Origin of the sequence: Brumimicrobium aurantiacum (genome assembly GCF_003402975.1) — a bacterium.
Lineage (GTDB): Bacteria > Bacteroidota > Bacteroidia > Flavobacteriales_D > Crocinitomicaceae > Brumimicrobium > Brumimicrobium aurantiacum.
This window is the reverse complement of the sequence record NZ_QURB01000001.1, coordinates 200,450-225,615: the sequence shown is the minus strand read 5'-3', so window position 1 is coordinate 225,615 and position 25,166 is coordinate 200,450. Positions and strand designations below refer to the sequence as shown.

Genomic DNA, 25,166 nt, shown 5'->3' with positions numbered 1-25,166 from the left:
TACATTTTACTGTGTCGTTTTAACTTAATAAGTTTCGGTTAATCAAAACATATTAAATAGTTCAATTTCAGAATGAAAATGCTGTGTTTATAGATATTATAAAATCCTAAAAATGGAATTTTTTTCCATATTCTGGAAGGTATTGTTTATGGTGAAAAGCTTAGTTGATAGTGTTTTAGGGGGATGTTAGTTTCGGCACGTATTTTAGTTATAAGATTGAAAACAAAATTATGAAAACATTTTTACTCAATTTATTTTTGCTCTTCACGAGTTTTCTATTCGCTCAATCGGTGGATATTTCTTTTGAGCATCAATCAGAAATAGAAGTATGCGGTGCACCTGATACCCTTACTATATCTATTATCAATAACTCTTCGAATGCTTTAAGTAGTCCAGAGTTTATTCTTTCTCTTCCAGAAGGTGTAAATTATCTTTCAGGATCTATAGAGGAATTTACTAACCATGGTTTATACGGGTATGACTTAAGCTCAAATGCCAATTTGATTTTTAAGTCAAATAATATACCTGATGGAGATAGTGTTCAATTTCAACTGAGTTATTCAGTAGACAACAGTGCACTTATCTTTCAAAATAATGGTGGAGTTTTTCGTCACAATTTAACAGTCAATCATACGAATGGGGTTGAAATCGAACAAAGTAATAGTTTTAACATTCTATATCCTGCCCTCAGTATTTTGAATGTTACACCAACAAGTCAAAGTATTATAAGTGGAAGCTCAACTACGAGAAGTATATCCATCATCAATGGAGGAAACGGAAAAATAGATCAGTTTTTCATAACCGATGTTATTAATAATTCAGATTTAGTTTTGACTGGAGTAAATGTGGGAACATTTAGTAATGATACCATTTTCCTTTCCGGGTCAGATTTTAGCGGAATCGGAAACGGTGACAATTATTTAGATCAAAATGAATCAATCATAATTGAAGAAACTCTAACAGGAACAAGTTGTAATGATGTTACAATCAGTTCAGCAATGAAAGTTCACTGGGGATGTAAGGTTCCATTTGAATGGTCATCTGCCACAACTTATGCTAACGTGAGTATTGATTTTCAAAGTCCTAATTTAACAGTTTCTGCCAATGAGAGTTTTGGTTCATGTTTTGGAAATGGTTCTGCTTTCACCCAAGAATTAGTTGTGAAAAATACGGGAAGTGGGGTTGCTTCACAAGTTGAAATAGATCTTTATAAATCGCTAGGTAGTAATTACGATGAATCAATTTACAGTCGATTTGATGAGACGTCGTTAAACTATCGTGTTGGAGTAAATGGAATTGCAGTTTATCCAAATAATGTTACTGCAATAGCAACACAAAACACTTCTGCTTATGCTTGTTTGGGTACTTCACCGAAAGGACGATTGATTTTCACGATTCCATCAATTGCTCCAGGAGAGGAGGTTTTTGTAAACTGGGATGTTATATCGTGTTGTATTCAAACATGTAGTAGTGATGCAATTAAAGGTTGGAAAGCTGAAGTTGAGTACACTGATGTATGTAATATTCAATCTTATAACGCCTCTAAGGTTGGCCAAGATGAGAACAAGCAAAACTTAAATTTATTTACGGAAACTCCATTAGATATCAATGCAGGACAAACCAAAGCTTTCAAATTTTTAGTTTCAAGTTTCGAAAATAATTTACCCGAAGGTCCTGGTGCGCATTACAAAGTTGTTTTTACTCTGGATCAAGGTTTAGTTTACCAAAATTTAGATTTTAAAAGCAATGGAATTACTTGGCAAAACAACAATATAACTTATGATGCCAGCACTAACATTGTAACTGCTCTGTTTTATACGCCATTACCTTTTAATTTAGTTCAAAGTGAATTGGTGTTAGATGTAATAGGAAATTGTGGTACATCAGGTTGGAAAAATATATCTGTTGATGTTGCTTATATTGCAGATACAAGTTGTGCAACTATTTGTGAAGTTCCTTTAGAATGTAATCAAGAAATCAAAACATATTTACATTGTCCAGGCGGAAATTGTAACACTTTAAATGTGGCTGATTTTACTATTGAAAGAACGAATTATGGTTTAGCAGATAATGACCAAAACGGTATTGCAGATAATAATGGAAGTCTTGACATGAGTCAAATAAGAACAGATAGAGCTATGGTAGGAGATACCATACAAGCCTCTGTTATTGCAAGTATTGGTTCTACAAGTAACAACTTTGAATATGCTCAATTTAATGCTACAATTGATTATGGAAGCGCATTAACTTTCCTTTCTTCAGAAATTAAAATTTACGATGCTAGTGCTAATACTTATCACATCATTAATGGTAATCAACCTACAATTATTAGTAATGGGTCAAATGAGCGTGTTTTTAAATATAATTTGAATGCATCAAATTTAGTGAGTTTAAACCCTGCATTAACGAATTATGTATACGCTGCTGGAGATTCAATTTCCATTGACTTTGATTACATCGTTTCTTCTTCTGTTAGTGGTTTAATTAAAGAAACAACATTTTACAACGAGTTCTTTTTAAGTCAAGTTTCATCACCTTCAAACAATCAGAAAGAGGCTTGTAATTTTAGAAATGGTCGAATCACATTAATAGGTTATTCATTCCGAAATGATTGGAACAACAATGTTAATTTAAAAACATGTTCGAATAGGACTAAACAATACTTTGGAATGTCGAATGGAAACGTTGGAAATAACTACGCTGGAGGTAATCTTTTTCCTTACGAATACAGATCTTGGGGGAATCTTAAGACGGTTAAGCTTGAAATACCTGCAAATTACTCTTTCACAGAAGCAAAAATTGTTCAATACCGAACAATGAAAACAAATTCAACGGCTACACAAGCCATTAATAATGTTACCGCAGACAGTATTTCAGGGAATTTTATCTTTTTTAATATTCAACAATACTATAACAGTAATCAATTAAATTACAGCGATGATGGTTTTCATGGTTACATACAAGCAGAATTAGTTGCCAACTGTAACACACCACAAAATACTTTTGAAGAAATAAATTGGTCTTTTGACTATCAAAAAAGCAATGCAATTGATGGACAAACATCAGGTTTAATTACGACCAATTATCCAGATAAAATAAAATACAATCCAGCTAAGATTACGTTGTCTTCAAATAATCCATTCCAAAATACAATTAACAGAATGGTGGCTTGGAACTACAAATTGAAAAACGCTAAAAGTGGAACAGCTGTGAATACATGGATTTATTTACAAACTCCAAGCAACTTGACAATTACTTCAGTGATTAATAACGCAACAGGACAAAGTGTACCTGAACAAAATGGATTTTATCAAGTAGGTGATTTGAATGGAAATTCAACAATGAATTTTACAATAAACGGTGAGATCCAAAACTGTGATGAGGCTCAAATTACCGCAGTTTCAGGTTTTGATTGTATTGGGTATCCTTCTGATTTATCATCTTTTACATGTCCAACTCAGTCTCTTGATTTATTTGTAGAGCCTTATGATGCAGCTTTCCAAACGAGAATAGCAAGTGAAATTATGGCTGATCCTTGTGTGCCTCAAATGGAATTAACTTTTGACATTACGAGCGTATTATTAGGAAATATTTATGATATGACTATCGACTTAGTTACGCCAGATCCTAACAAAATTAAGGTTGTTGATGGGTCATCTTATTTCCAATACAATGTTTCTAATGCTTATACAAGTATTACAGATCCTAGTTTTTCATCCTCAACTTACCAGTTTAATATTGCAGATTATGATCCAAATTTCCCTGTGACTGGAATTCCTGGAATCACTGATGTTTCTAATAATAGATACAGACTTAAAACGATGATTGAAACGGGACAAGCATTTCAACCTGGAGATTTCTTATTTGTTTACATTAATGGAAAAGACGCATGTGGTGATTCATTACCAACGATTAGATTAGCGATAGATCCAAGTTCTAAATTCGAAAAAGACAATACTTCAGGAATTCATTTGGATTTTGACAATACTTGGGGTGCTTCTTGGGGAGATTATGATAACGACGGCTATGACGATTTATTTATTCCAGTTAACGCTATTAATGAACCAAGTATTCTTTATCACAACAATGGAGATGGAACATTTTCTAAAGTAACCACAGGTCCAATTGCGTCTGACTTAGGGGCGTCAATTTCTGGAAACTGGGGAGATTATGATAATGATGGGTTTTTAGATTTATTTGTTTCTAACAACCAAAATTCATCAAATAGACTTTACCATAACGATGGAAACGGAAACTTTACTTCTGTTCAAAACAGTCCATTAATCGATCAACCGATTTATTCTCACTTCTCAGCTTGGGCTGATTACAACAAAGATGGAAACTTAGATTTGGTAGTTTCAGATTATCACCCGACCAATTTCAATTATTTATTCAAAGGAGATGGAAATGGTGGATTTGTTGTTGATGAGGCGAGTCAAGTTAGTTTATCAGCAACTTCAGCAGTTGGATTGTCATGGGCAGATTATGACAATGACGGAGATCCTGATTTATTCATTGCTAACACAAACGGAGAAAACAACCAACTGTTTAATAATCAAAATGGAATTTTAATTCTTGACACATCAAATATTATAGCCAACGATGGGGGGTACTCAGTTGGAGGAGCATGGGGAGATTATGATAACGATGGAGATTTGGATTTATTTGTTTCCAATTCAAGAGGTACAGATCCTAATTTCTTCTATGAAAATATTGGAAATGGAGATTTTATTAAATTAACACAGTTGTCTATTGTTACGAATATTTCAAATTCAAATGGAGCTGCTTGGGCAGATTACGACAATGATGGAGATTTGGACTTGGTAGTGTCAAATGATCAGAGTCAGAAAAACTTCTTATTTGCAAACAATGGTGATAAAACTTTTACAAAAATCGATAATGCAATCACAGAAGAAAGTAATGATTCTTACGGGATGGCTTGGTCTGATTATGACAATGACGGTGATTATGACCTCATAGTGGCTAACGTTGGAAGTAATACAAATAACCTATTTAATAATGCTAAAGCATCTTGTACCAATCACATTAGTGTAAGATTAAATGGATGTAATTCTAATAGTTTTGGGATTGGAGCAACGATTAAAGTTAAAGCGAATATTAATGGAACAGATGTTTGGCAAACCAAGAACGTTTCGAGTCAAGGTTCATCAATGGGAGGGCAAAATTCATCAAAAATATTATTTGGAATTTCTGATGCGACTGCAATTGATAGTCTGATTGTATTATGGCCTTCTGGTGTAATTACAACAATTACTAACCCTAACATCAATCAAACATTGGATATCGCTGAGTCTTGTGGATCAAAAGTTTGTGGTGTTGTTTATTTTGATGCCAACGATAATGGAATACAAGATTCAACCGAACAAGGTATCGCAAATGCACAATTATTAGTAAGTCCAAATAACTTTCAAGTTTTCACAAATGAAGATGGTTATTATGAATTTTACCTAGAAGACGGAAATTACACTATTGATCAAGTCGTTTCAAATGATTGGCAGGTAACTGCACCATTAGGAGCTTATACTTTGGATATTAATAAAAACATCCAAGCAGAATATTGCGGTAATGATTTTGGTAATAAAGCAATTTGTTTATTCCCTGAATTTGAAGTTGAAATGGGAGCTGCAGCATTTAGAAGAGGTTTGACCAATGATTTAAATCTAGTGATTCATAACAAGGGTGCGTATGAGGCAACTCAGACATTAAATGTAGATTTGACTTTATCTAATAATGTAATTCTTAAAGGTAATCAATGGGATGCTTTAGTAGAAAATTCTGAAGATAGAGTTTACACATTCTACATAAGTGGAATGGATGCAATGTCAAATTATACAATTGAGTTGTTTGACTCAGTAGATGTGTATAGTGATTTAAATGATTTAATTACAGTAGACGTCAATCTAAGTTATAACGGTCAGGAATGTAATACAGCAAATAACTCTAGTAGTTTGACTGATATTGTAGTAGGTTCAATTGACCCGAATGATAAATTAGTTTTGATCGATGGAATTGGTGTTTCATCAGAGGCTTACCATAATCAAGCCTTGGTATACAAAATTCGTTTTCAAAACTTAGGGAATTATGCTGCACAACGTGTTCAGATTGAAGACCAATTGTCGGAACATTTAGATTGGAGTACATTCCGAAAAATGAGTTCATCTCATCCTTTTTCAGTATCTATTGTGAATGGCAAAGTAACCTGGATTAACAATAATATTGAGTTGCCAGATTCAACATCAAATCCAGAAGGAAGTAATGGGTATGTGCAATTTAAAATCTTCCCAAAACAAGGGTTGAAGCCTTTCCAAATCATCAACAACGATGCCGATATTCAGTTTGATTACAATGATTTTATTAGAACCAACAATACCGAAATCATGATTAGTCCAAACTATGAAAACGATGAAACAGAGGTGATTCTATATCCTAATCCAACTTCAGACTGGGTAAATATTTACTTGATTAATGATCAACAGTTTTCTGACCCAATTGATTCTATAGTAATATGTTCACCTTCTGGAAAAGTTGTATTGAATGAGGTGATTAATGATAAACGTGCAAAGTTGGACTTATCATCTCTTTCACCTGGAATTTATTTTGCAAACATTCGAAATATATATGGCGAATTATTCAATGCAAAAATCATTGTGAAATAATACAACAGTCTGGTATTTTTAATTTTTAATTTTCCCGCATTCGGTTTGTAAATAGCAAATTGAGTGCGGGTTTTTTATTGAATTTTCTCAAGTCCATCAGCCATTAATAAAACCTTTGAAACTTCCAATAGGACAGTATATTTCATTTTGAAAAATTTGAGTTTTGTAAGAAGAGGCATTCTTTTAATCTTCTAGGGATAGTCAATGTAAAATCAAATGATGAGAAATTTGTTTAGTTTTATCATACAATTACAGTAAACTCATGAGTATAAAACGATAGTCTTTAAATGTCAATTTTTGCTTTGTGAAATCGAATTTGGACCTTCCAATAAGATAGAATTAGGAAACACAATTGAGGATAATTAAATTTAAAATCACAAACTACAATTGAGTGTTAAAATAATTTTACGAGAACTAAATGTACATGGATTAACTTACCAAAAGGACTAAAATAAAGAAGTCAACATTTGAAATAAGCAAGATGGATTGTCCTTCGGAGGAAGACCTACTTCGTATGAAATTAGACGGTATTTCTACGATTGCAAATTTTTACAACTATGATTGTTGTTTCTTCCTTCGCATTATTGGCCAACGGAGTCTGTTTATATATTCTTCAAAAATCGAAGAGCAAAGAAGAAGTTCACATGAGGGCCAGTATGATATTTACCTCCAATGATATTGTCATTAATTTAGGAGTCATTTTTGCCGGTATTTTAGTGAATTGGCTAAGCTCAAGTTTACCCGATCTAATAATTGGTACCATCGTTTTTGTTTTGGTAGTGCAAGGTGCATTCAAAATATTGAAATTAAGTAAATGAAAACAACTCAATGATGAGATACATTTATAGCGTTTTAACCAATACATCATTCCATCCATTGAAGTAGAATCAAGATTGTCATCAAACGAACTCCTCAAAGTCATTTTTTAAAAATGGAAAATCAACTAAAAGAAGCGCGTAGTTGGTGAAAATTATTAATCTTATAAAGATTAACAATTCTTGGGAAATCTAAAGAAATTGTATTCTCAGGTTTAGTTCAATTCAATATCGATAAGCTTAAGAGATTTGTTAGTCAATGTGTTAATGGTGTTTTGGGTGCTGTTTTTTTCGTGTGATTAAAATGAGATCTAGCGGTAATTACCCTTGTTAAGTTTTTTGTAATATGCAATTCCAATTTATCCGGTTGTATTAAATAAAAATTTAACTTATTATTCCTTTGAAATTTTTTAATTAACATTATGCAATCTCTACTATTGTTACTCCTACTTGCGGTAACTTCTGTCTTCTATGCTCAAAATGGACCCGCAGGGGTTGGAAATAATTCAACTAACCGATTTTGGCAAGATGCCACAAGGATTAACCAAAATAATAATACGCTTATTTCAAGCTGGAATAATAATGGAGGAAACTCCCTAAATCCTAGCCAGTCAAATAGTAGTTATCGTCCAAAATTATTGACCAATAATATTAATTCTATTTATTCAAGTGTCTCTTTTGATGGAACAAATGATAGGCTTAGAATTGAAAATACCAGTGATATTAACAGTGGAAGCAATATTCAAAGAACATTTTTTATTGTTTTTACTACAGAATCAAATGTGAGTACCCGCCAAATCGTCTATGAAGAAGGGGGGACCATCAGAGGCTTTAATTTTTATCTTTTAAATGAAAAGTTGTATTGTGGCGCCTGGAATAGAAATAACGATGGAGTTGGCGCGCCATGGAATTTTAAATCAGTAAATACCCCTGTTTTACCCAACACAACCTACGTACTTTCTTTTATCTATAAAGGAAACAATTCTATTACAGGAAACATAGAATGTTACTTGAATGGAGATTTATTTGGGACGATTACGGGGGTAGGTCGAATATATAATCATAATAGAGGATTAATGGGATGTAAGGAGCAGGATACTCATTATGAAAATGGGACATCAAGTGGAACAGGACACTATTTTAAAGGCTCAATTTCCGAATTTATTCATTACAATTATCCTGTGAATAGCGCCCAAAGAATAATTGTAAATAACTATTTAGCCGCTAAATACAATTTGACACTTGCAGCAAATGATTTGTTCACGCAAGATATTCCTTCAAATGGAAACTATGATCATGAAGTTGCAGGAATAGGTAGAATCAGTAGTTCAGACCTACATAACGACGCAAAAGGATCCGGTATCGTACGGGTTTTGAATCCGACAGGACTAGGCAATAATGAATTTTTAATTTGGGGACACAACAATGGTGAACAGCAAGCTATTAATTTAACGGATGTACCTTCAGGAGTAAAAGCACGATTTGATCGTGTATGGAGAGTGAGTGAAAGAAACTCTACAAATACCAATTCGGTGAATGTTGGTAATATAGATATGCGATGGGATTTAAATGGTTTAGGGTCGATCACTGCCTCGGATTTAAGACTTCTGATTGATAAAAACAATAATGGAAATTTTATCGATGACACACCAATTTCAGGTGCAGTACACTTAGGAGGAGGGATTTATGAGTTTACAAATATTCCGGGTGGACTAGCAGGAATCCAAAACGAAAAACGATTTACATTAGGGACAATTAATAAAGATCAAACACCTTTACCCATAGAGTTGGTTTATTTCACTGCAATACTTAATGAAAAGAAAACTGTGAATTTAGAGTGGCAAACGGCATCAGAAAGAAATAATGACTTTTTTACTGTAGAAAAATCGATTCATGGAAGTTATTGGGATTCAATAACTACAGTAGATGGTGCTGGTAGTTCAAGTTGTGTAAGGAATTACAGCACAACTGATTTTAACCCACATATGGGGATTTCATATTACCGTTTAAAACAAACTGATTTTAATGGTGAATTTGAGTATTCATCGATAAGAAGCGTCAATTTGAAGTTGAGTGACGAGGAGGAGCTTAAGGTGTATCCAAATCCAACTCAAGAAATGATAACCGTAAATGGTAGCGCAGAGGAGTTGTCCTTCATTAAACTAATAAATGTTCAAGGAAAAGATGTAGGGAAAACACTAAACTTTGAAAAAACTGATGAATCTATTTTGTTCATTGATTTATCTTCACTTTCTAATGGAGTTTATTTCTTAAAAACAAGAACTAAAGTAAGTAGGATTGTTAAAAATTAGTCTTAAAGTCAGTATGAAACGAAATGAATGTAATAGCTTAGAGGATTTATTGAAAAAGGTGTAAGATGGAACAGTATCAATTCGATGACAACAAAGTGATCTTAAAAGTGAAACAGTCACCAATTTTAGTGAGGGTATTTATGTTTACTTTTGCCTTTCTTTTTTTTCTGATGCCTTTAACCGGAATATTTGTTTACATGTCGTTTGGAAATAGATTTCATATTGGTTTTTTATTCGGTTTGTTCTTTTTTGGAATCATGGGGTTTTATCTTCTGCGCATTGCGTTCTGGAATACTTATGGGAGAGAAATTATTTCCTTTCAACATAATAATATCAGCTATATTGCCGATTATGGATGGTTTAAAGATGGTGAAAAACAAAAAGAAATTAACGAATTGAATATGTTTTCATTACGTCAAATAGGATATGAAGAAGAACAAAAAGGAACACTTGTTATTGGAAATACAGATCCTATTTTATGCGTGACAAAAATGCCAATTGAAGAGTTGAAAGGCTTAATAGATCAATTGAATAATAAAGAGAATATTGCTTGAATAATCTGAAATTAAATAAAGAAAATGAAAAAATATACGATTCCTACGATTGTTTTGCTGTTCAGTCTTTTTGCTTGCACAGAAGATGAATCACTGACTCTGAATATTCCAGAAAGCGGTTTTGAAGTAGTTCAGCACATTCCAAAAGATGAGGTAGGAAGAGACCAGAATCCACTGTATTTAACGCCTCGTAAAATCCGTGACGGAGAATTTAATACCGAAGCGCTTAATACCTTAATTGATAGTATGTATGCTATCATGCAGCAAAAAGAAGGAGTTGGAATTGCTGCGAATCAAATAGGTAAAAGACTGCAAATATTTATCATTGAAGCAGAATCTGACAATCCAAGGTATAAAGTTTTAGGAGAAGTTCATCATCAAGTTTTTATTAATCCAAGAATCACCAAAGTCTCCGAAAATCGAAAGAACTTTTGGCATGGCTGTTTGAGTGCAGAAGGAGAAAAACGTGGAAATGTAGCTACTTTCGAATGGATAGAATACGAATGTCAAGATCAAACAGGAGCAATCCAAAAAGGTAGATTAGATGGTTTTTCAGCTGTAATTTTCCAACACGAATACAGACATTTGATGAATGGAACTTATCTTGACCATGCGCAACATTTATTAGCCAAAGAAGAACTCGATCCAAAACTGGCTTCAGGAGAATTACCCTTTTTCGAAGCTGCTAGCGATACCTTACCTTTGCTCATTGAAGGGGTTCAATTGGGAAAAGGATTAGAGGAGTATTAGTGTAGGCAGAATTAAGATTATAACAGTGATAGAAGACCTCGCTCAACATCGACAAGAAATCGAAAGTATTTTGAATGATTGGAAATGCTTTAGCCATGAAAGCCCATATCGGAAGGTTTGATAAGCGGTTGACTTAGGATTTATTCCCGACCCAGGGTGAGTCAAATATTGGTAACCCAGAGTAAGCGCAGCGCAGCTCTGGGTTATAAATAAAACATACACTTCCTTATGGCGATATTTTCGCGTATAGTCATTTAGTTGATCTGTAGTTTGTTATAAGATGATTTTCATTTTGAAGAAAATAGTGTAATTTTAAGTTGTTAACTAATAACGCATTCTTATGAAATATAACTCATTCTGTATGAAACTCCTTTTTTTTATGATTATCTTGTTTTGGATAAACATTGGTTATAGTCAGTCTTACATGCCATTTAACGAAGATACCCCGAAAAGGTTTATGAGTGAAACAGACTCAGCGGACAATGATTATTATTTTTATTCAACCGAAACATTCTTTAATGGTGATACCATTCTGTTTAATCAATATTTTCGGGAATCATTTTATCATGTCAATGTAAGTGGAACTTATTGTGAAATGTGGGGTGGAGGTTTTCAACCTACAGCTGATACTACTTGGCTAGGTCGTCATATCACATACAATACATTGACTAATGAACTTAAACTCAAGAATAATCTTAATGAAATTTTGAGTTTTAATTTTGGGTTGAATATAGGTGATTCTGCACTTTTTTACAATAATAATAGTATTCAATATTATTTGAAATATGAACAGCTCAATCAAGAGTTAGTTGTGGATACGATGGATTGGGTTAAAACATATACCATAACTAAATATGACGCATTAGAGAATCTACTTCAAAGTCCTCTTTCTGGGTTCGAAATTAAATTGAGTGAACGATTTGGATTAGTGAACTTTATAGATTGTAATAGTTTTCCTTCAGTTGAAAAGGGTTTTGTTTTAATGGGACAACAGGATCCAATGATAGGGCATTATCAATTGACCTATGATGAAGTATTCCCATGGGTACCAGGTGATACATTAGAGTTGTATGGAATATACGACGCTCAAAATTACGGAGTAAGAACAGTTAAATATGATTTGATTACAATTCAAGATAGAATAGAAACAAGCGATTCAGTTAAGATTTATTTAAATATTGATACACAAATAGATTATTTGCCAAATGGCGCTCCAATAAGATATCCTTCTGCATATGGTATCAGTTATCCAAATCCTATTGTATTTGAAAAAGGGAGGAGTATAAGTCGGTTTCCCCATAAGGCAGTTTTTAATAGAACTACCTATCTAAATGATTCTGCAGTTAATTGTGGCAATCGAGGAAGGGTTACTATTTACAATGAATTTTTAGAGTATTGTGATAGTTGTGATTGTTTTACCCCATACGATGGTGATGGTTCTGGAAAAGGTACTGTTGTATACCAAGAAGGATTAGGTATTGTTAAGCAAACCTCTCAAGGGTATGGAGATTTTGATAATTTTAAAATGGGAGAATTAATATATAGTAATGTTGGTGGAGCTAGATGTGGTTCCTATGAACCTTTATCTGTTGATGAATATCAAATAAATGCCACTAAAAAATTGGTTAAGGTGGTTGATATTTTAGGAAGAGAAGTCAAAATCCAACCGAATACGCTACAAATTTACATTTATAGTGATGGATCGAGTGAGAAGAAGTTTGTATCAGTTGAGTAGTACTAATTCATTGAATTGAAATCATGAAATTGTTGATGTTTAGTCATGTAAGCCCATATCGGAAGGTTTGATAAACGGTTGATTTAGGATTTATTCCCGACCCAGGAGGGGTCAAATATTTATAACCAAGTGTAAGCGAAGTGTAAATTATGGTGACATAAGAATTGAAAACCAAAATCTGATTTCTTGTAGTACATATCCAAAAACAAGTATATTTTACTAAATTCACCTCACTTTAAACAACACGCTTGATGACAAAAGTTATGCGAGAATATTTACTTTCATTTGATATCTTAACGGATAAAGATATTGACCTTCTCGAAGGTAAGATTCAGAAAGTTGAACTTAAAAAAGACGAGTATTACATCAAAGAAGGTAGTGTTTGTAAGTCTGTAGCTTTTGTCGTTTCAGGAATATTCAGGTCCTTTTATGCAACATCAAATGAAGAGGAAACAACTTACTGCTTTCGATTTGAAAATACATTTCTAAGTGCTTATTCCTCTTTTTTAACGCAAAATAAATCAGTTGAAAACATTCAAGCTTTAAGCGATAGTGTTTTGCTCGTAATTCCCAGAGCGGAAATTCTGAAACTAGAAGAAAAGAGTCGTAATTGGCTGCGGTTTTTTAAAATCATGACGGAGCAAGAATATATCGATATGGAGAAAAGAATTTTTCTTCTACAAAAGGAGTCTGCTGAAAAAAGATACAAGGATTTACTCCAAAATCAACCTGAATATTTGCAATTGATTCCCTTGAATTATTTAGCCTCTTACCTCGGAATCACCCAAAGACATTTGAGTAGAATCAGAAAATCAATTTCGAATTAGACATTTGTCCTTTCAGAAAAAGGGGTAAGTATGGTTCTTTGTCCAAAATAAAGCATCAATATGAAAAATGTATTAGTGATTAATGGACATCCAGATAAAGAAAGTTTTAACTACGCCTTATCTGAAGCATATTTAAAAGGTTTGAAGGAATCAAATTCAAACATCTCCCAAATAAATATTGCCGAATTAGATTTTGATCCCAATCTAAAGTTTGGTTATCGCAAAAGAATGGAATTAGAACCCGATTTAGTTTCAGCCATTGAGAAAATTAAGAGCGCAAACCATATCGTATGGGTATTTCCAATGTGGTGGTATAGTTATCCTGCAATAATGAAAGGGTTTATCGACCGTACTTTTTTACCGGGAATTACTTATCAGCCGATTGAAGGAAAAGCATTTCCAGCTCAATTGTTAAAAGGCAAAACTGCGCGCTTAATTATTACCGCAGATACGCCGAAATGGTATGACTCCATTTTCATGAAAAGTCCAGCCGTAAATCAGTTTAAAAATGGTACACTGAAATTTTGCGGAGTAAAAAGGATTAAAGTAAGTTATTTCGCTCCAATCAAAAGTTCCAGTCAAAAAATCAGGGCAAAATGGTTGGCAAAAGTGGAGGGTTTAGGTAAAAAAGGAAAGTGATTTTATTGAAAAGAAATATTTCACCTTATGATTGTGAATTGTGCAGATGAAATATCAAAAATTATCGAACAGAGTTTATAATACTCTTTCTTTAATCTGATGATTAAGGACATCACTTTTAAGTTGAATATATTAACTTTAGCAAATGAAAAAAATGAAGATTCCTTTAATTGTTGTGTCATTAATCATTGTAGCTGGAATATTTCTTATTCCAAAATTAAAACAATATATCGCTTTTAATGAGGTGCTTGACATGGAGAATATCGAATATTCATTCATTAATATGGATGAATATTTCCCCTCAAAAACGGTTGTAAAATCTGATCAGCCATTTGTATTTCCTCAAATCGAAAATATCGACTTACCCAAACATTTTACGCATGATGATATTCAGTATTCTACTGATAAATATCTTGATTCTTCAACAACGCAAGGCTTGCTCGTAATTCAAAATGATACCATTCAGTATGAAAACTACTGGAGAGGACAAAAAGAAGACGTGCGTCATATTTCTTGGTCAATGTCGAAATCCTATATCTCTGCACTTTTGGGTATTGCGATGGAGGAAGGTTTTATTCAAAGTATAGACCAAACTGTGGAGGAATATTTACCTGAATTGAAAGGTTCAGGATATGAAGGTGTGAAAATCAAAGATGTGCTAGAAATGTCAACAGGAATTGGTTTTGATGAAACATATAGCGATCCAAATTCTGACATCAATAGATATTGGAAAGGCTTTGTTTATGGAGCATCACAAGATGAATTTGCCAGTACTTTGGTCAATGAAAAAACACCTGGAACATTCAATCATTATGTGAGTATCAACACCCATGTTTTGGGAATGATTATCGTAAAAGCAACAGGGAAAAGTTTGACTGAATATTTAGAAGAAAAGATTTGGAAACCAATCGGAGCTGAATTTGATGCTTATTGGATTGCAGATGGTGAAGGCATGGAAATGGCACTTGGTGGATTGAATGCTTGTCTGAGAGATTATGCAAAATTGGGTCGTTTATATCTTAACAAAGGGAATTGGAAGGGAAAACAAATTGTTCCTCAAGCATGGGTGGAAGCTTCAACAAGTTCAACAGAAGAACATCTGCAAGCGCATAGTAAAAATTCATCTAGTCCAGGAATGGGTTATGGTTATCAATGGTGGATTCCAGATGGTGAGGAAGGTGAAATCATGGCGATTGGAGTTTTTAATCAGCACATCTACATCAATCCAACAAGCAATACGGTAATCGTGAAGAATTCAGCCAATAAAAACTATTATGCAAAAGGTAATCCTTACGCCTCTTCATTAACGCATTTGGAACTGTATAGGGAAATAACACAATTTAAGTAAGTTGTTTACAGAATTCTATTCATTCATGAAACAATCGGTATTATTAACCCCAAACATTATCTTTGGGATTAGAGTATTCTGAATTTGAAGCAATTACTTAAAATTCTTGAACCTTATAGAAAAGCAAATCAAGGAGGTAAAGGAAAAGGAATTGGAATAAACAGTTTAACAAGGTGGTAAATATGAAATATGCGCTAATTTTTATTTTTGGAATTACATTAAACTTCATGAGTTGCACCAAAGATAACTCAATCCAAGAAGTTGAAAATGAATCTTGCTTAAACCCTGTGTTGCCGGGAGAATACTTCCCAGCTTATCCTAATTCATGGTGGAAATATAGCAATGAGGAAAACGAAACTATTGTCTATGAAACGGCTAATAAATATCAATTGTGTGATAATGAATGTCGTCCACGTTTTTTGAATTTAGATAAATGTATTCACGAAAACGCTATTGTACATGAATTTTACAGCGGTTTAGGAGCATCAAGTACGATTTTATCTCCAATTTATACTCCATTTTTAGATTCAATCGCAGTTTGTCCTGTTTCTTTTTCGACATTCGAAACACAAGATGCTTTTCTTCATCAAGAAGATGTTAGATTTCGTCGTCAAACAACCGTATTAGATACCAATTTATATGTCGATGGTACAATTTATAACGATGTACTTGTGGTGTATGAAACCAATAAATTTGATTCAACACATCGCTACTATGACTATTTTTCGAAAAATATTGGTCTAATTCGACGTGATTCAGTTGATCAATCAGATACAACAAACTTAATTGAGCTTTTAAAGCTTGAAGATTATCACCTTGGTTTATAAGTATATACTGCTGAACTCAATTAGAATGTTGTTTAAAGTTTGTTGATTTCTTATTTTAAGTCAATCAATTTATCTGTAATTTCTTTCAAGTTTGGCTCATTCATTTCTGGTAAAGCAGCTAAAGGATACAATTGCTTTCCTGGACGGTGAATAAATTCACTGTCTAAAATCAATTGTTTTGTTCGAAGTGATTTCAATTCTTGTTTCATGTTGCTAAAGTAATTAAAAAGCATTCCCTAAAGAATGTTTTTGTTGGTGTTAATGTTTGTAGAAAGGGGTAAATACAGGTGTTCTTTTATCATATTTTCACTCGTAAAATTGAATAATGATGATGACCGCAAAAATTATGGAGAATCATTTATTATATTTGTCTTGATGATAAAATACAATCCAAAAACCTGGTTTAGACATATTTTTAAATTTCATAAATCGGATACATTCTGGACCTTCCGCTATGAGATTGTTTTAGTTGCAATTTACGCAGCCGTGATTAGCTATCTCGAAGGAGAATATTGGGGCAGTTCAGCTCCTTTTTTCAGTTCGGTAAACGATGTCTTTTCATTTATTGGGTTTGCTTTTTCTTTATTGCTGGTGTTTCGTATCAATTCTGCCTACGATAAATGGTGGGAAGGAAGAAAACACTGGGGAGCATTGGTAAACAATTGTCGAAATTTTTCACTCAAAGTAAAAGCATTTGTAAGTGATTCAAATGCACAAGAAAAAGATAGATTGTATGATTATATGGCTGCTTTTCCATCTTCATTACGATTTCATCTAAGGAGTCAAATCGAAGTCGAAGAACTACCTTTGAGTGAAGATCTAAAACAAAAACTTAAAGGCAAAAAACATGTTCCAAATGCAATTGCAGGCGAGTTGTACATAGCAATTCAGCAACTTAAAAAGAAAGGTGAATTGTCTGAGGAAGAGATGATCATTCTGGATAAAGAACTGAAATCTTTAACCGATGTTTTGGGGGCATGTGAACGTATCAAAAACACACCAATTCCGTATAGTTATAACTTATTTTTGAAGAAATTAATCTTTATCGTGGTGGCTTTAACACCATTTGCTTTCGTCGCTGATTTACATTATTGGTCCATCGCAGTAACTGTTTTAGTATTCTATATTTTTGTTGGATTAGAATATATTTCTGAAGAAATTGAAGAGCCATTTGGAACCGATAATAACGATCTACCTACAGATCATTTGGCTAAGGTTATCTATGATAATATTCAGGAAATACGTTCGTAAATTACCTATTAAGGATCAGCTTTTTCAGAAAGGCCTCTTATTAATATTGTATTAAATCTCAATAAAACATAATGTGTGCTTCATTGATTAGGTCTGTGATAGCTGAAATTGCTTAGGTCTATCCTTGAAAAACAAGCCACTATGTTTTTAGTCGTTTAATATATATTTACTAACTTAGTTGCTGAAACTACACTTTTTTTAATACACTAACAGTTAAAAACTACTCACTATGCAGAAAAAATACACTATTATTCCAATAGTTGTTTTTGTTTTACTTGGATTGTTTTTCCTCGTAGAAGGTCAAACAATGACACCAACAGAAACGACTACTAAAAAGAAAATTTCAAACCAAAAACTTGAAAATGATACTACTTCTCTAATAAATGAGTTTATAGATAAAAACAAGGCCATGGAAATGATTGTTGAAGAAGGTTTCGTGGGACCAGAGTTTTGTAACGCTAGAAAAATAATCTACACCAATAAGGCGGGAAATCAACTTTGGCTTAAGAATTTAATCAATGGTGAAGTATCACTTCTCCTTACCGCAAAGGACTTACACAATAATTATGATTGGAATAGCAATTGCGATGGTGTGATTTACAAGCAGAAAAACGAGAAGTATGAAACCACATTTTACAGTCTTGATATAGAAAGTAACGATACAAAAGCACTTCAAAATATTCCTGAATTGACTGCAATCAATTCCTTTTCTGTTTCTGATGTAATTTATTTTTTAGAGGAAGAGAATCTACAAATCAAAGGAATGATTGGCGATAGCGTTTGGAGTGTCACCAATGATGAACTGAATTATTACAACTTGATTATTTCTCCTAATGGCGATAAGATGGTAGCACATGCAGGTACAAATACATTTGTTATTGACTTAAAAACACATCGTAAAAAGTTACTGTGCAAAGGTATCTTTACTGATTGGCACCTCGATAATGAACACCTAATTGGATTTATCGATGAATCTATTGATGGACATTCAATAACCAATTCAGACATTTTGCTTTGTAATTCAACAACCATGAAAACTACTAAAATTACAGAAACTGATGGCTTTTTTGAGGCTTTTCCGAGCTTTATAGATCAAAATACAATAGGTTTCTCAGATTTACATAAAGGAGGTGTTTACAAAATGGAAATTGAATTATGAGTTTAAAATATATTTCCATATTGATGTTTTTTACTACTGCATTTATTTCTCGTGGTCAAACTGTAGTGATAGATGCTGGACATGGTTATTGCTCCGATTGTACGCAAAACTGTACTCCAAATGTACGGTCAACAATTGAAATTGAAACAGCTATGATTGTTTCAAATAAACTAGATTCCTTACTTCAAAATTGTTCCACCATTACCTCTTATTTGACAAGACCAACTTCAGATTGTGGGGATTTTCCTTCATTGGCTCAACGTGCATTAATGTCAAATAACTGGAATGCTGATCGGTTTTTAAGTGTGCATTGTAACGCAGGTGGTGGAACTGGAACAGAAACATTTTGGTGTGACAATAGTCCGTCATCAAATGCGCAATGTCAGAGTTTTGCTACTGAAGTCCAAACTCAAATGGTCAATTATGGTCAGTGGAATGGCCGTAGAGTGGTAGAAGATCATACTTATCTTGCATTTCATCTTGGTGTTTTGTCTCCAACAAATGCTGTAGGTTGTTTGAGTGAAATTGGTTTTGTTGACCATTCCAATGATGTTACAAAATTACTAAGTGCACAATGGCGCGATAGCTTCGCACAAGGGTATTTGGTGGCACTGCAAAATGATTTGTCCTTTAGTTGTACTGCTGCATCAGTTCCAGATCTTGTGATTGAAAGTATGTGGACAGTTCCCGCAAATCCTAATGTTGGTGAAAACGTAGATTTATTTGTCAATATATTAAATGTTGGAAATGGTCCTGCAAACGCTATTTCACTTGATTTTAAGATGGACAATACAACTCTAGGATCAGTCACTCATACTTCTCTCGGAGCAAATCAAATGGTGACCAAATCTTTAAATAACCATGTTTTTACTTCGGCCGACAATTATGACTATTGTGTATATATCGATCCTGCCTCAAGTGAACAAAATACCATCAATAATAGCTATTGTATTAATGTAAGTGTTGGAAATGAGGAAGATGTTCAAGTCATAAATCCAACCGTTTCTCCATTAACAATTAGTGCAGGAGATCAGATTGATGTTACGGCTTCTCAGATCTATGCTGGTAATCAAAGCAGTGCCGTTTTACCTGATTTCGATTTAGCATATTATTTGTCAACGGATTGTACTTTAAGTTTAGATGATGTTTTATTGGGAACGGATCAATCTTCAATTGGTACTAACAATAGTTCTGAAAGTGAAAACTCAAGTTTTATAATTCCAAGTAACACAGCGGACGGAACATATTATATTATTTTCTCTGGTGATGATTCAGATGATTTAATGGAAATCGATGAAACGAACAATACAGCCTGTGTTCAATTTACTGTTGACAACAATACCTCAGGTAGCGAAGATATTTTTCTTTCCAATGCAGTTGTTACACCTTTAATAATTAATCCAGGGGATATTATTGATGTATCAGTAACTCAGAACTATGTAGGTAACCATCTAGCAGTTAATTTGCCTGATTTTAAATTAGGTTATTATTTGTCAACAGATTGTGTATTGAGTTCAAATGATATATTCTTGGGTATCGATAGTTCTAATATAGGGAGTGATTTTACAGCTGAAAGTGAAATTAAAACTTTAACTGTACCAACTTCAACTCCTGATGGAATCTATTATGTTCTCTTTTCTGCGGATGATGAAAATGAATTACTCGAAAGTGATGAAGCTAATAATGTTATCTGTGTAGAAATTGTAGTGGAGAACACCTTGTCGTTAGAGAATCACAGTTTTCAAGATAAAATTACGGTTTATCCCAATCCAACAACTGGTGTTGTGAATATTTCGACGAATGAAAAGTTTTTCATTGCCCGTCTAATGGTTTATGATTTGAATGGAAAAATCTATAAATCGAACAAAGGTTCAAATTTAGATAAAGTCAATATAAAAGATGTCCCACCAGGAGTATATTTCCTTAAAATACTGAATAACAAAGAGCAGGAAGCAATTTTTAGAATTGTAAAGCAATAAATATTTATTTAGCTAAACCTCTCTTACCACAGATGAAGATAGCAGTGAACTGATAAAATGTTGACGTATTTAATCAGAATTATCTCTCAATAACAAATGCTAAAAGCAACATTGTTGCCCTTTACGGCCAGAAGCATTTAGATAATATAATTCATTGGTTTCAACAGATATGAAGGTAGAAAACAGGAATTTTGGCCAATGGAGATGTGACGTTTCATTTTGCCCAATTGATCAATCACTGGACAAAAGATCAAACGGTTTTTACGAATGGAAAAGCAGATTTTACTGAAGAACAGCTTCAAAAGTTGTAACAACACAATATCTCCATACATGAGAAAGAAATAGCATCGTTGAAACATAAAAATGGCCAATTAGAACACCTCACTTTCAAAGACAATTCAACGGTTGAACTTAAGGCTATTTATGCTCGACCAGATTTTGAAGAGCATTGCAAAATTCCTGAAACATTAGGCTGTGAATTCACAGAACAAGGTCATATCAAAGTAGATATGTTCCAAAAAACGTCTGAAGAAGGTGTTTTTGCCATCGGTGATAGTACGACTCCATTTAGGTCTGTTGCCAATGCGATATCTGCAGGAAATATAGCAGGTGCAGTTTTAAATAATGCAATGATTGAAGAGGAATTTAGACTATAGATTAGATTAAATCATGACTAAAAAGAGAGAGATGAACGTTTTAAAAGAAAAAATTAGACATAAGTTTTCGTGACTTGTGGCCTGAATAGGAGTGGACAATAACTGAGATATATCTTCGTTTATATTCAAAATAATCCTGAATATATGGCGAAACACTACTTAATTTTAAATTCATAACTGTGAGAAAAATAGTGTTTTTAGTTTCGTTGTTGTTCATTTCCTATTCTTCCTATTCTCAAAGAGATTTGGTTGAACAGGAAAAAAGATTAAAGTTTGGTTTTAATCTCGGGGTGAATCAGTCTAATGTATTTACAAAACATGATTTGAATGAGGAGGTGTCGCTTGAAAACAACATCGGATTTCGGCTTGGAGTTTTGGCTGATTATAAAATCAATAAATTCATGTCAATATCACCTAAAGCTGAATTATCATTCAACAATAGTTATGTGAATTTCGAAAATACGGATAATTCACGATATGAGGTTTTACCTTTAAGCCTTGAATTTATGCCACATTTCGTATTTACAAAAGAAGGTCAACATTTGAATCCATATCTTTTAATTGGTCCAAATTTTAGACTACCCCTCAACAACAATTCAAGTGATCCATCGGTTTATTCTTCCAGTTATGATATCGCAATTGATGTTGGAATAGGATTAGAAAAACCACTCAACTATTTTAATTTGGGTGCCGAATTGAGATACTCTTATGGGTTGATGAATGTGAACCAAAATCCCATGATACAGTCAATTTACTTCCATAACGTTGCTTTGGTATTGAGTTTTTTATAGTATAGCTAGTTAAGCAAAGTTTGGATAATATTCAAATTGCTGGTTTGAAGTATGTTTTATCTTAATTATCATTATTTTTAACAGATGGTTCATTATTTGACATTCGGTATTTCCATTTCATTTATTTCTTGGATCGTTGGAATAATTGGAAATAGTGTGTTAGAAAAAACCGACTATTATCAAACGTTGTCTCATATGAATTTTATTCCAAATCGTAGCTTTAATAAATGGATAGGATTAAAATATTTCAAATGGATAGTTAGAAATACTTTCTTTAAGTTTTTTAATCCGGATTTGAAATTAAAGGGAAAAAAAGTTGAGCTTTCAACTATTCGATATGAAATGACAAAAGCTGAAATTGGTCATTTAATTGGATTTGTTTTTGTCGTTGGATTTGCTATTTATAAAGGAATTAATGAAAATTGGTTGTTTGCATTTATCATTATTATCCCGAATGTTTTAATGAATCTATATCCTTCCTTATTACAGCAGGAAAACAAAAGACGAATTGATTTATTGTTGAAACGAAAATCAATAAAGGTTCAATAATATGAAAGCAATGTTGCTGTTAATACTTTTGAATTCTTCTCTTGTTGTCTTGGGACAAGGAGAAAAATGGACTTTTAATGATAAGTTAAAAAGTGAACCGTGTGAAGAAAAAGCAATTAAATATTCCAAATTCGAAAAACTACTTGAACAGGATAAAATAAGGATCATTTCAAGAAGTCAAGAGGAGTCCATTCCAATTTTATATTTCGATTCCCGTATAGGTAGATACTGTTTCATTGTAGATGATACAAATCGTAAAAAAATGATTTATCTTTCGAAAGATTTTAACCCCGTTAAGACAATTTGGAGGGCACATTCTACTTTTTTAATGACTGATTTTACGCACGACAATGTAAATGAAATAGGGGCGTTTTGGAAAACTTCACAACGAATCGATAGTGAATGGGGTTATTATTCTGGTGAGACAGTTGGACTCCTTATTTTAGATCCAGTCAAAGGAAAAATAGTCGCCAATGTTCAACTTTCGAGATGTGGAAGTGGATGGAATATGTGTTCTGGAAAGTCTAATTCTGATTGCTCCTATTCATTGACTTTTGAATTGATTAACGATTTTTTTGTACTTAAAAACAATTCTAAATTTTGGAAAGGCCCAAATAAAGTGTACTTTAAACACGATGGAGAATCATTCGTTAAAGTAGATTCTTCTGATGTTTATTAAAACAATGGATTTGTGAAAAACACATTTCTATAAACCTACAAATACACTTTATATAATGGATTGGATTTATAATGTCAAAGACCCTATTTGGGAAACAATTGTTGGAAGTTTGATGATTTTTATCGTGGTTATTTTCCTCACACGAATTGTCGGATTACGCTCTTTTGCTAAGTTTACGGCCTTCGATTTTGCTTCTACCATTGCCATAGGGAGTGTTATCTCCTCAATTTTAACTTCAAACACGAGTATAGTTCATGGTGCTATTGCAATTGCTAGTTTGTTAGGTTTAACTTGGCTATTTTCTGTTCTTCAACGAAGATCTCCTGCAATTAATAAGTTGATCTCCAATAAGCCAATTCTATTGATGGAAAAGGACAAAATTCTCTATGATAATTTGAAAAAGGCAAGAATTAAGGAATCTCAATTGATAGCTAAATTAAGAGAAGCCAACGTGCTAGATTTTAGTGAAGTTGAAGCCGTTGTTTTGGAATCAACTGGTGATATATCTGTTCTGCATAAAGGCGATGGAGATTTACCTTTGAACTGGAAATTATTAGAAGACGTTAGAAGAAATTGATTATTTGAAGTATTCTTTTTTTTGCGTTAAATGGGTTTTTTGATGTATTTCTAATAAATTTATACGGTTTAAAAATAGAATGCTATGAAAGGTGGAGAGGTATTTATTGTTGCGCTTGTTGTCTTGCTTAGTTCTTGTAAACAATCAAATTCGAATGCTGAACCATGGTCAAAGGAGGCTTTAGAAGTTAGGGCAAATCAACATATTGATAGTAGTCAGTGGGATAAAGAAATGTATCAACAAGACCTTGATGTTTACGCTCAATTTAACGAGGTTTTAAACAGTTACCCACTTAATAAATCACCATTTCCTGTTGCTAAATATGATTATGCTGTTTCTAGTTTGCCATTTACAATTGAAAGTGAAAAAGGCAACTTTAAAGGTGTTCGAATCGGTGAAGTTGTGAATGAAAATAGTGAGGATGTAAAAGTCAGGTTGACCTTGATGGTGTTAACCAAAGATCAAAATGCGACAGAAAATACAGTTGTAGAATCTAGAAATTATCCCTATTTGACAGCCCAAGGTATTATAACATGTTATGAAAACACCTTTGATTGGGTTTTTTCAGCCAGTCCCGAAGATTATGCACATCTTTTAGTCAATATGAAACTTTTTGATTTAAGGTTTGGAGAAACAATTATCATTTACCCACAAGAGAATAATGCCTTTTATTACGATCAAATCAAAGATTCACCAAATAATTATGATGATTTTGAGATGTTCAAAAAGAAGGTGTTGGAACAGTTGAAGTGATTTTGTAGTTCATTTTCTTTTTCATTCTGTTAAATTTAAGTTTGTAATAACATCAATTTATTGGGACTGCTGTGGTGCTTTCTACTTCACACACAAAAGGAATCCTACACTTTGGTGTAAGAGAATATATGGAGTTTGTGAACTCGGGACTGTTGGGTAGTGTTAATTTGGGTATGTTCAAGTAAGTGGTTGAAACCACTTTTGGGTGATTCACAAAATCATTTAGTGAGAGATCATCCCTCATTCAATAGAATTAGCCCTCTCAATCCCCAGCCGTTTCAACGGCTT

At 33.1% G+C, this 25,166-nt stretch carries 19 protein-coding genes and 1 pseudogene; 19 read left to right on the top strand and 1 reads right to left on the bottom strand.

The window, feature by feature from the left end; all coding sequences use genetic code 11:
* Window positions 1–230: 230 nt before the first annotated feature.
* From DXU93_RS01055 to DXU93_RS01010, 10 genes and pseudogenes are all read left to right on the top strand, one after another.
* On the top strand, window positions 231–6,677 hold the full coding sequence (locus DXU93_RS01055) for an FG-GAP-like repeat-containing protein (RefSeq protein WP_116879385.1): 6,447 nt from the start codon (window positions 231–233) through the stop codon (window positions 6,675–6,677).
* A 545-nt stretch (window positions 6,678–7,222) separates the two neighbouring features.
* Window positions 7,223–7,495: pseudogene (locus DXU93_RS01050) on the top strand (cation transporter); the annotation flags it as partial.
* 419 nt (window positions 7,496–7,914) lie between these two features.
* The gene (locus DXU93_RS01045) at window positions 7,915–9,804 is read left to right on the top strand and encodes a T9SS type A sorting domain-containing protein (protein ID WP_116879384.1); all 1,890 of its coding nucleotides are present in this window, start codon (window positions 7,915–7,917) and stop codon (window positions 9,802–9,804) included.
* Window positions 9,805–9,869: 65 nt separating this feature from the next.
* Window positions 9,870–10,358: a hypothetical protein gene (locus DXU93_RS01040; RefSeq protein WP_116879383.1), complete on the top strand. Its 489-nt coding sequence runs from the start codon at window positions 9,870–9,872 to the stop codon at window positions 10,356–10,358.
* 24 nt (window positions 10,359–10,382) lie between these two features.
* Window positions 10,383–11,108: a peptide deformylase gene (locus tag DXU93_RS01035; protein WP_116879382.1), complete on the top strand. Its 726-nt coding sequence runs from the start codon at window positions 10,383–10,385 to the stop codon at window positions 11,106–11,108.
* Window positions 11,109–11,469: 361 nt separating this feature from the next.
* Entirely contained in the window at window positions 11,470–12,843 is a 1,374-nt protein-coding gene (locus tag DXU93_RS01030) for a hypothetical protein (protein WP_123776008.1), read from the top strand.
* A 251-nt stretch (window positions 12,844–13,094) separates the two neighbouring features.
* Window positions 13,095–13,670, top strand: a complete 576-nt coding sequence (locus tag DXU93_RS01025; RefSeq protein ID WP_240623401.1) for a Crp/Fnr family transcriptional regulator — start codon at window positions 13,095–13,097, stop codon at window positions 13,668–13,670.
* 60 nt (window positions 13,671–13,730) lie between these two features.
* Entirely contained in the window at window positions 13,731–14,309 is a 579-nt protein-coding gene (locus tag DXU93_RS01020; protein ID WP_116879380.1) for an NAD(P)H-dependent oxidoreductase, read from the top strand.
* A gap of 145 nt (window positions 14,310–14,454) precedes the next feature.
* Window positions 14,455–15,657, top strand: a complete 1,203-nt coding sequence (locus tag DXU93_RS01015) for a serine hydrolase domain-containing protein (protein ID WP_116879379.1) — start codon at window positions 14,455–14,457, stop codon at window positions 15,655–15,657.
* A gap of 182 nt (window positions 15,658–15,839) precedes the next feature.
* Window positions 15,840–16,484: a hypothetical protein gene (locus DXU93_RS01010; RefSeq protein WP_116879378.1), complete on the top strand. Its 645-nt coding sequence runs from the start codon at window positions 15,840–15,842 to the stop codon at window positions 16,482–16,484.
* Window positions 16,485–16,534: 50 nt separating this feature from the next.
* Here DXU93_RS01010 and DXU93_RS15110 read toward each other — a convergent pair whose 3' ends face one another.
* Window positions 16,535–16,717: a hypothetical protein gene (locus tag DXU93_RS15110; RefSeq protein WP_205679212.1), complete on the bottom strand. Its 183-nt coding sequence runs from the start codon at window positions 16,715–16,717 to the stop codon at window positions 16,535–16,537.
* A gap of 142 nt (window positions 16,718–16,859) precedes the next feature.
* Here DXU93_RS15110 and DXU93_RS01000 point away from each other — a divergent pair, with 142 nt between their 5' ends.
* From DXU93_RS01000 to DXU93_RS00960, 9 genes are all read left to right on the top strand, one after another.
* The gene (locus tag DXU93_RS01000) at window positions 16,860–17,735 is read left to right on the top strand and encodes a bestrophin family protein (protein WP_165851308.1); all 876 of its coding nucleotides are present in this window, start codon (window positions 16,860–16,862) and stop codon (window positions 17,733–17,735) included.
* A 229-nt stretch (window positions 17,736–17,964) separates the two neighbouring features.
* The gene (locus DXU93_RS00995) at window positions 17,965–18,894 is read left to right on the top strand and encodes a hypothetical protein (protein WP_116879376.1); all 930 of its coding nucleotides are present in this window, start codon (window positions 17,965–17,967) and stop codon (window positions 18,892–18,894) included.
* Entirely contained in the window at window positions 18,891–20,873 is a 1,983-nt protein-coding gene (locus DXU93_RS00990) for an N-acetylmuramoyl-L-alanine amidase (RefSeq protein WP_116879375.1), read from the top strand. Before DXU93_RS00995 ends, DXU93_RS00990 begins: the two co-directional genes overlap by 4 nt.
* Before the next feature lie 320 nt (window positions 20,874–21,193).
* Entirely contained in the window at window positions 21,194–21,529 is a 336-nt protein-coding gene (locus tag DXU93_RS00985; protein WP_394336293.1) for an FAD-dependent oxidoreductase, read from the top strand.
* A 179-nt stretch (window positions 21,530–21,708) separates the two neighbouring features.
* On the top strand, window positions 21,709–22,320 hold the full coding sequence (locus tag DXU93_RS00980) for an outer membrane beta-barrel protein (RefSeq protein ID WP_165851307.1): 612 nt from the start codon (window positions 21,709–21,711) through the stop codon (window positions 22,318–22,320).
* Between the two features lie 84 nt (window positions 22,321–22,404).
* On the top strand, window positions 22,405–22,869 hold the full coding sequence (locus DXU93_RS00975) for a glycosyl-4,4'-diaponeurosporenoate acyltransferase CrtO family protein (protein ID WP_116879373.1): 465 nt from the start codon (window positions 22,405–22,407) through the stop codon (window positions 22,867–22,869).
* A gap of 10 nt (window positions 22,870–22,879) precedes the next feature.
* On the top strand, window positions 22,880–23,548 hold the full coding sequence (locus DXU93_RS00970; protein WP_123776007.1) for a hypothetical protein: 669 nt from the start codon (window positions 22,880–22,882) through the stop codon (window positions 23,546–23,548).
* A gap of 55 nt (window positions 23,549–23,603) precedes the next feature.
* Complete coding sequence (locus DXU93_RS00965; RefSeq protein WP_116879371.1) at window positions 23,604–24,125, top strand: DUF421 domain-containing protein; 522 nt, start codon at window positions 23,604–23,606, stop codon at window positions 24,123–24,125.
* A gap of 84 nt (window positions 24,126–24,209) precedes the next feature.
* On the top strand, window positions 24,210–24,878 hold the full coding sequence (locus DXU93_RS00960) for a hypothetical protein (protein WP_116879370.1): 669 nt from the start codon (window positions 24,210–24,212) through the stop codon (window positions 24,876–24,878).
* The last annotated feature ends 288 nt before the right edge of the window (window positions 24,879–25,166 follow it).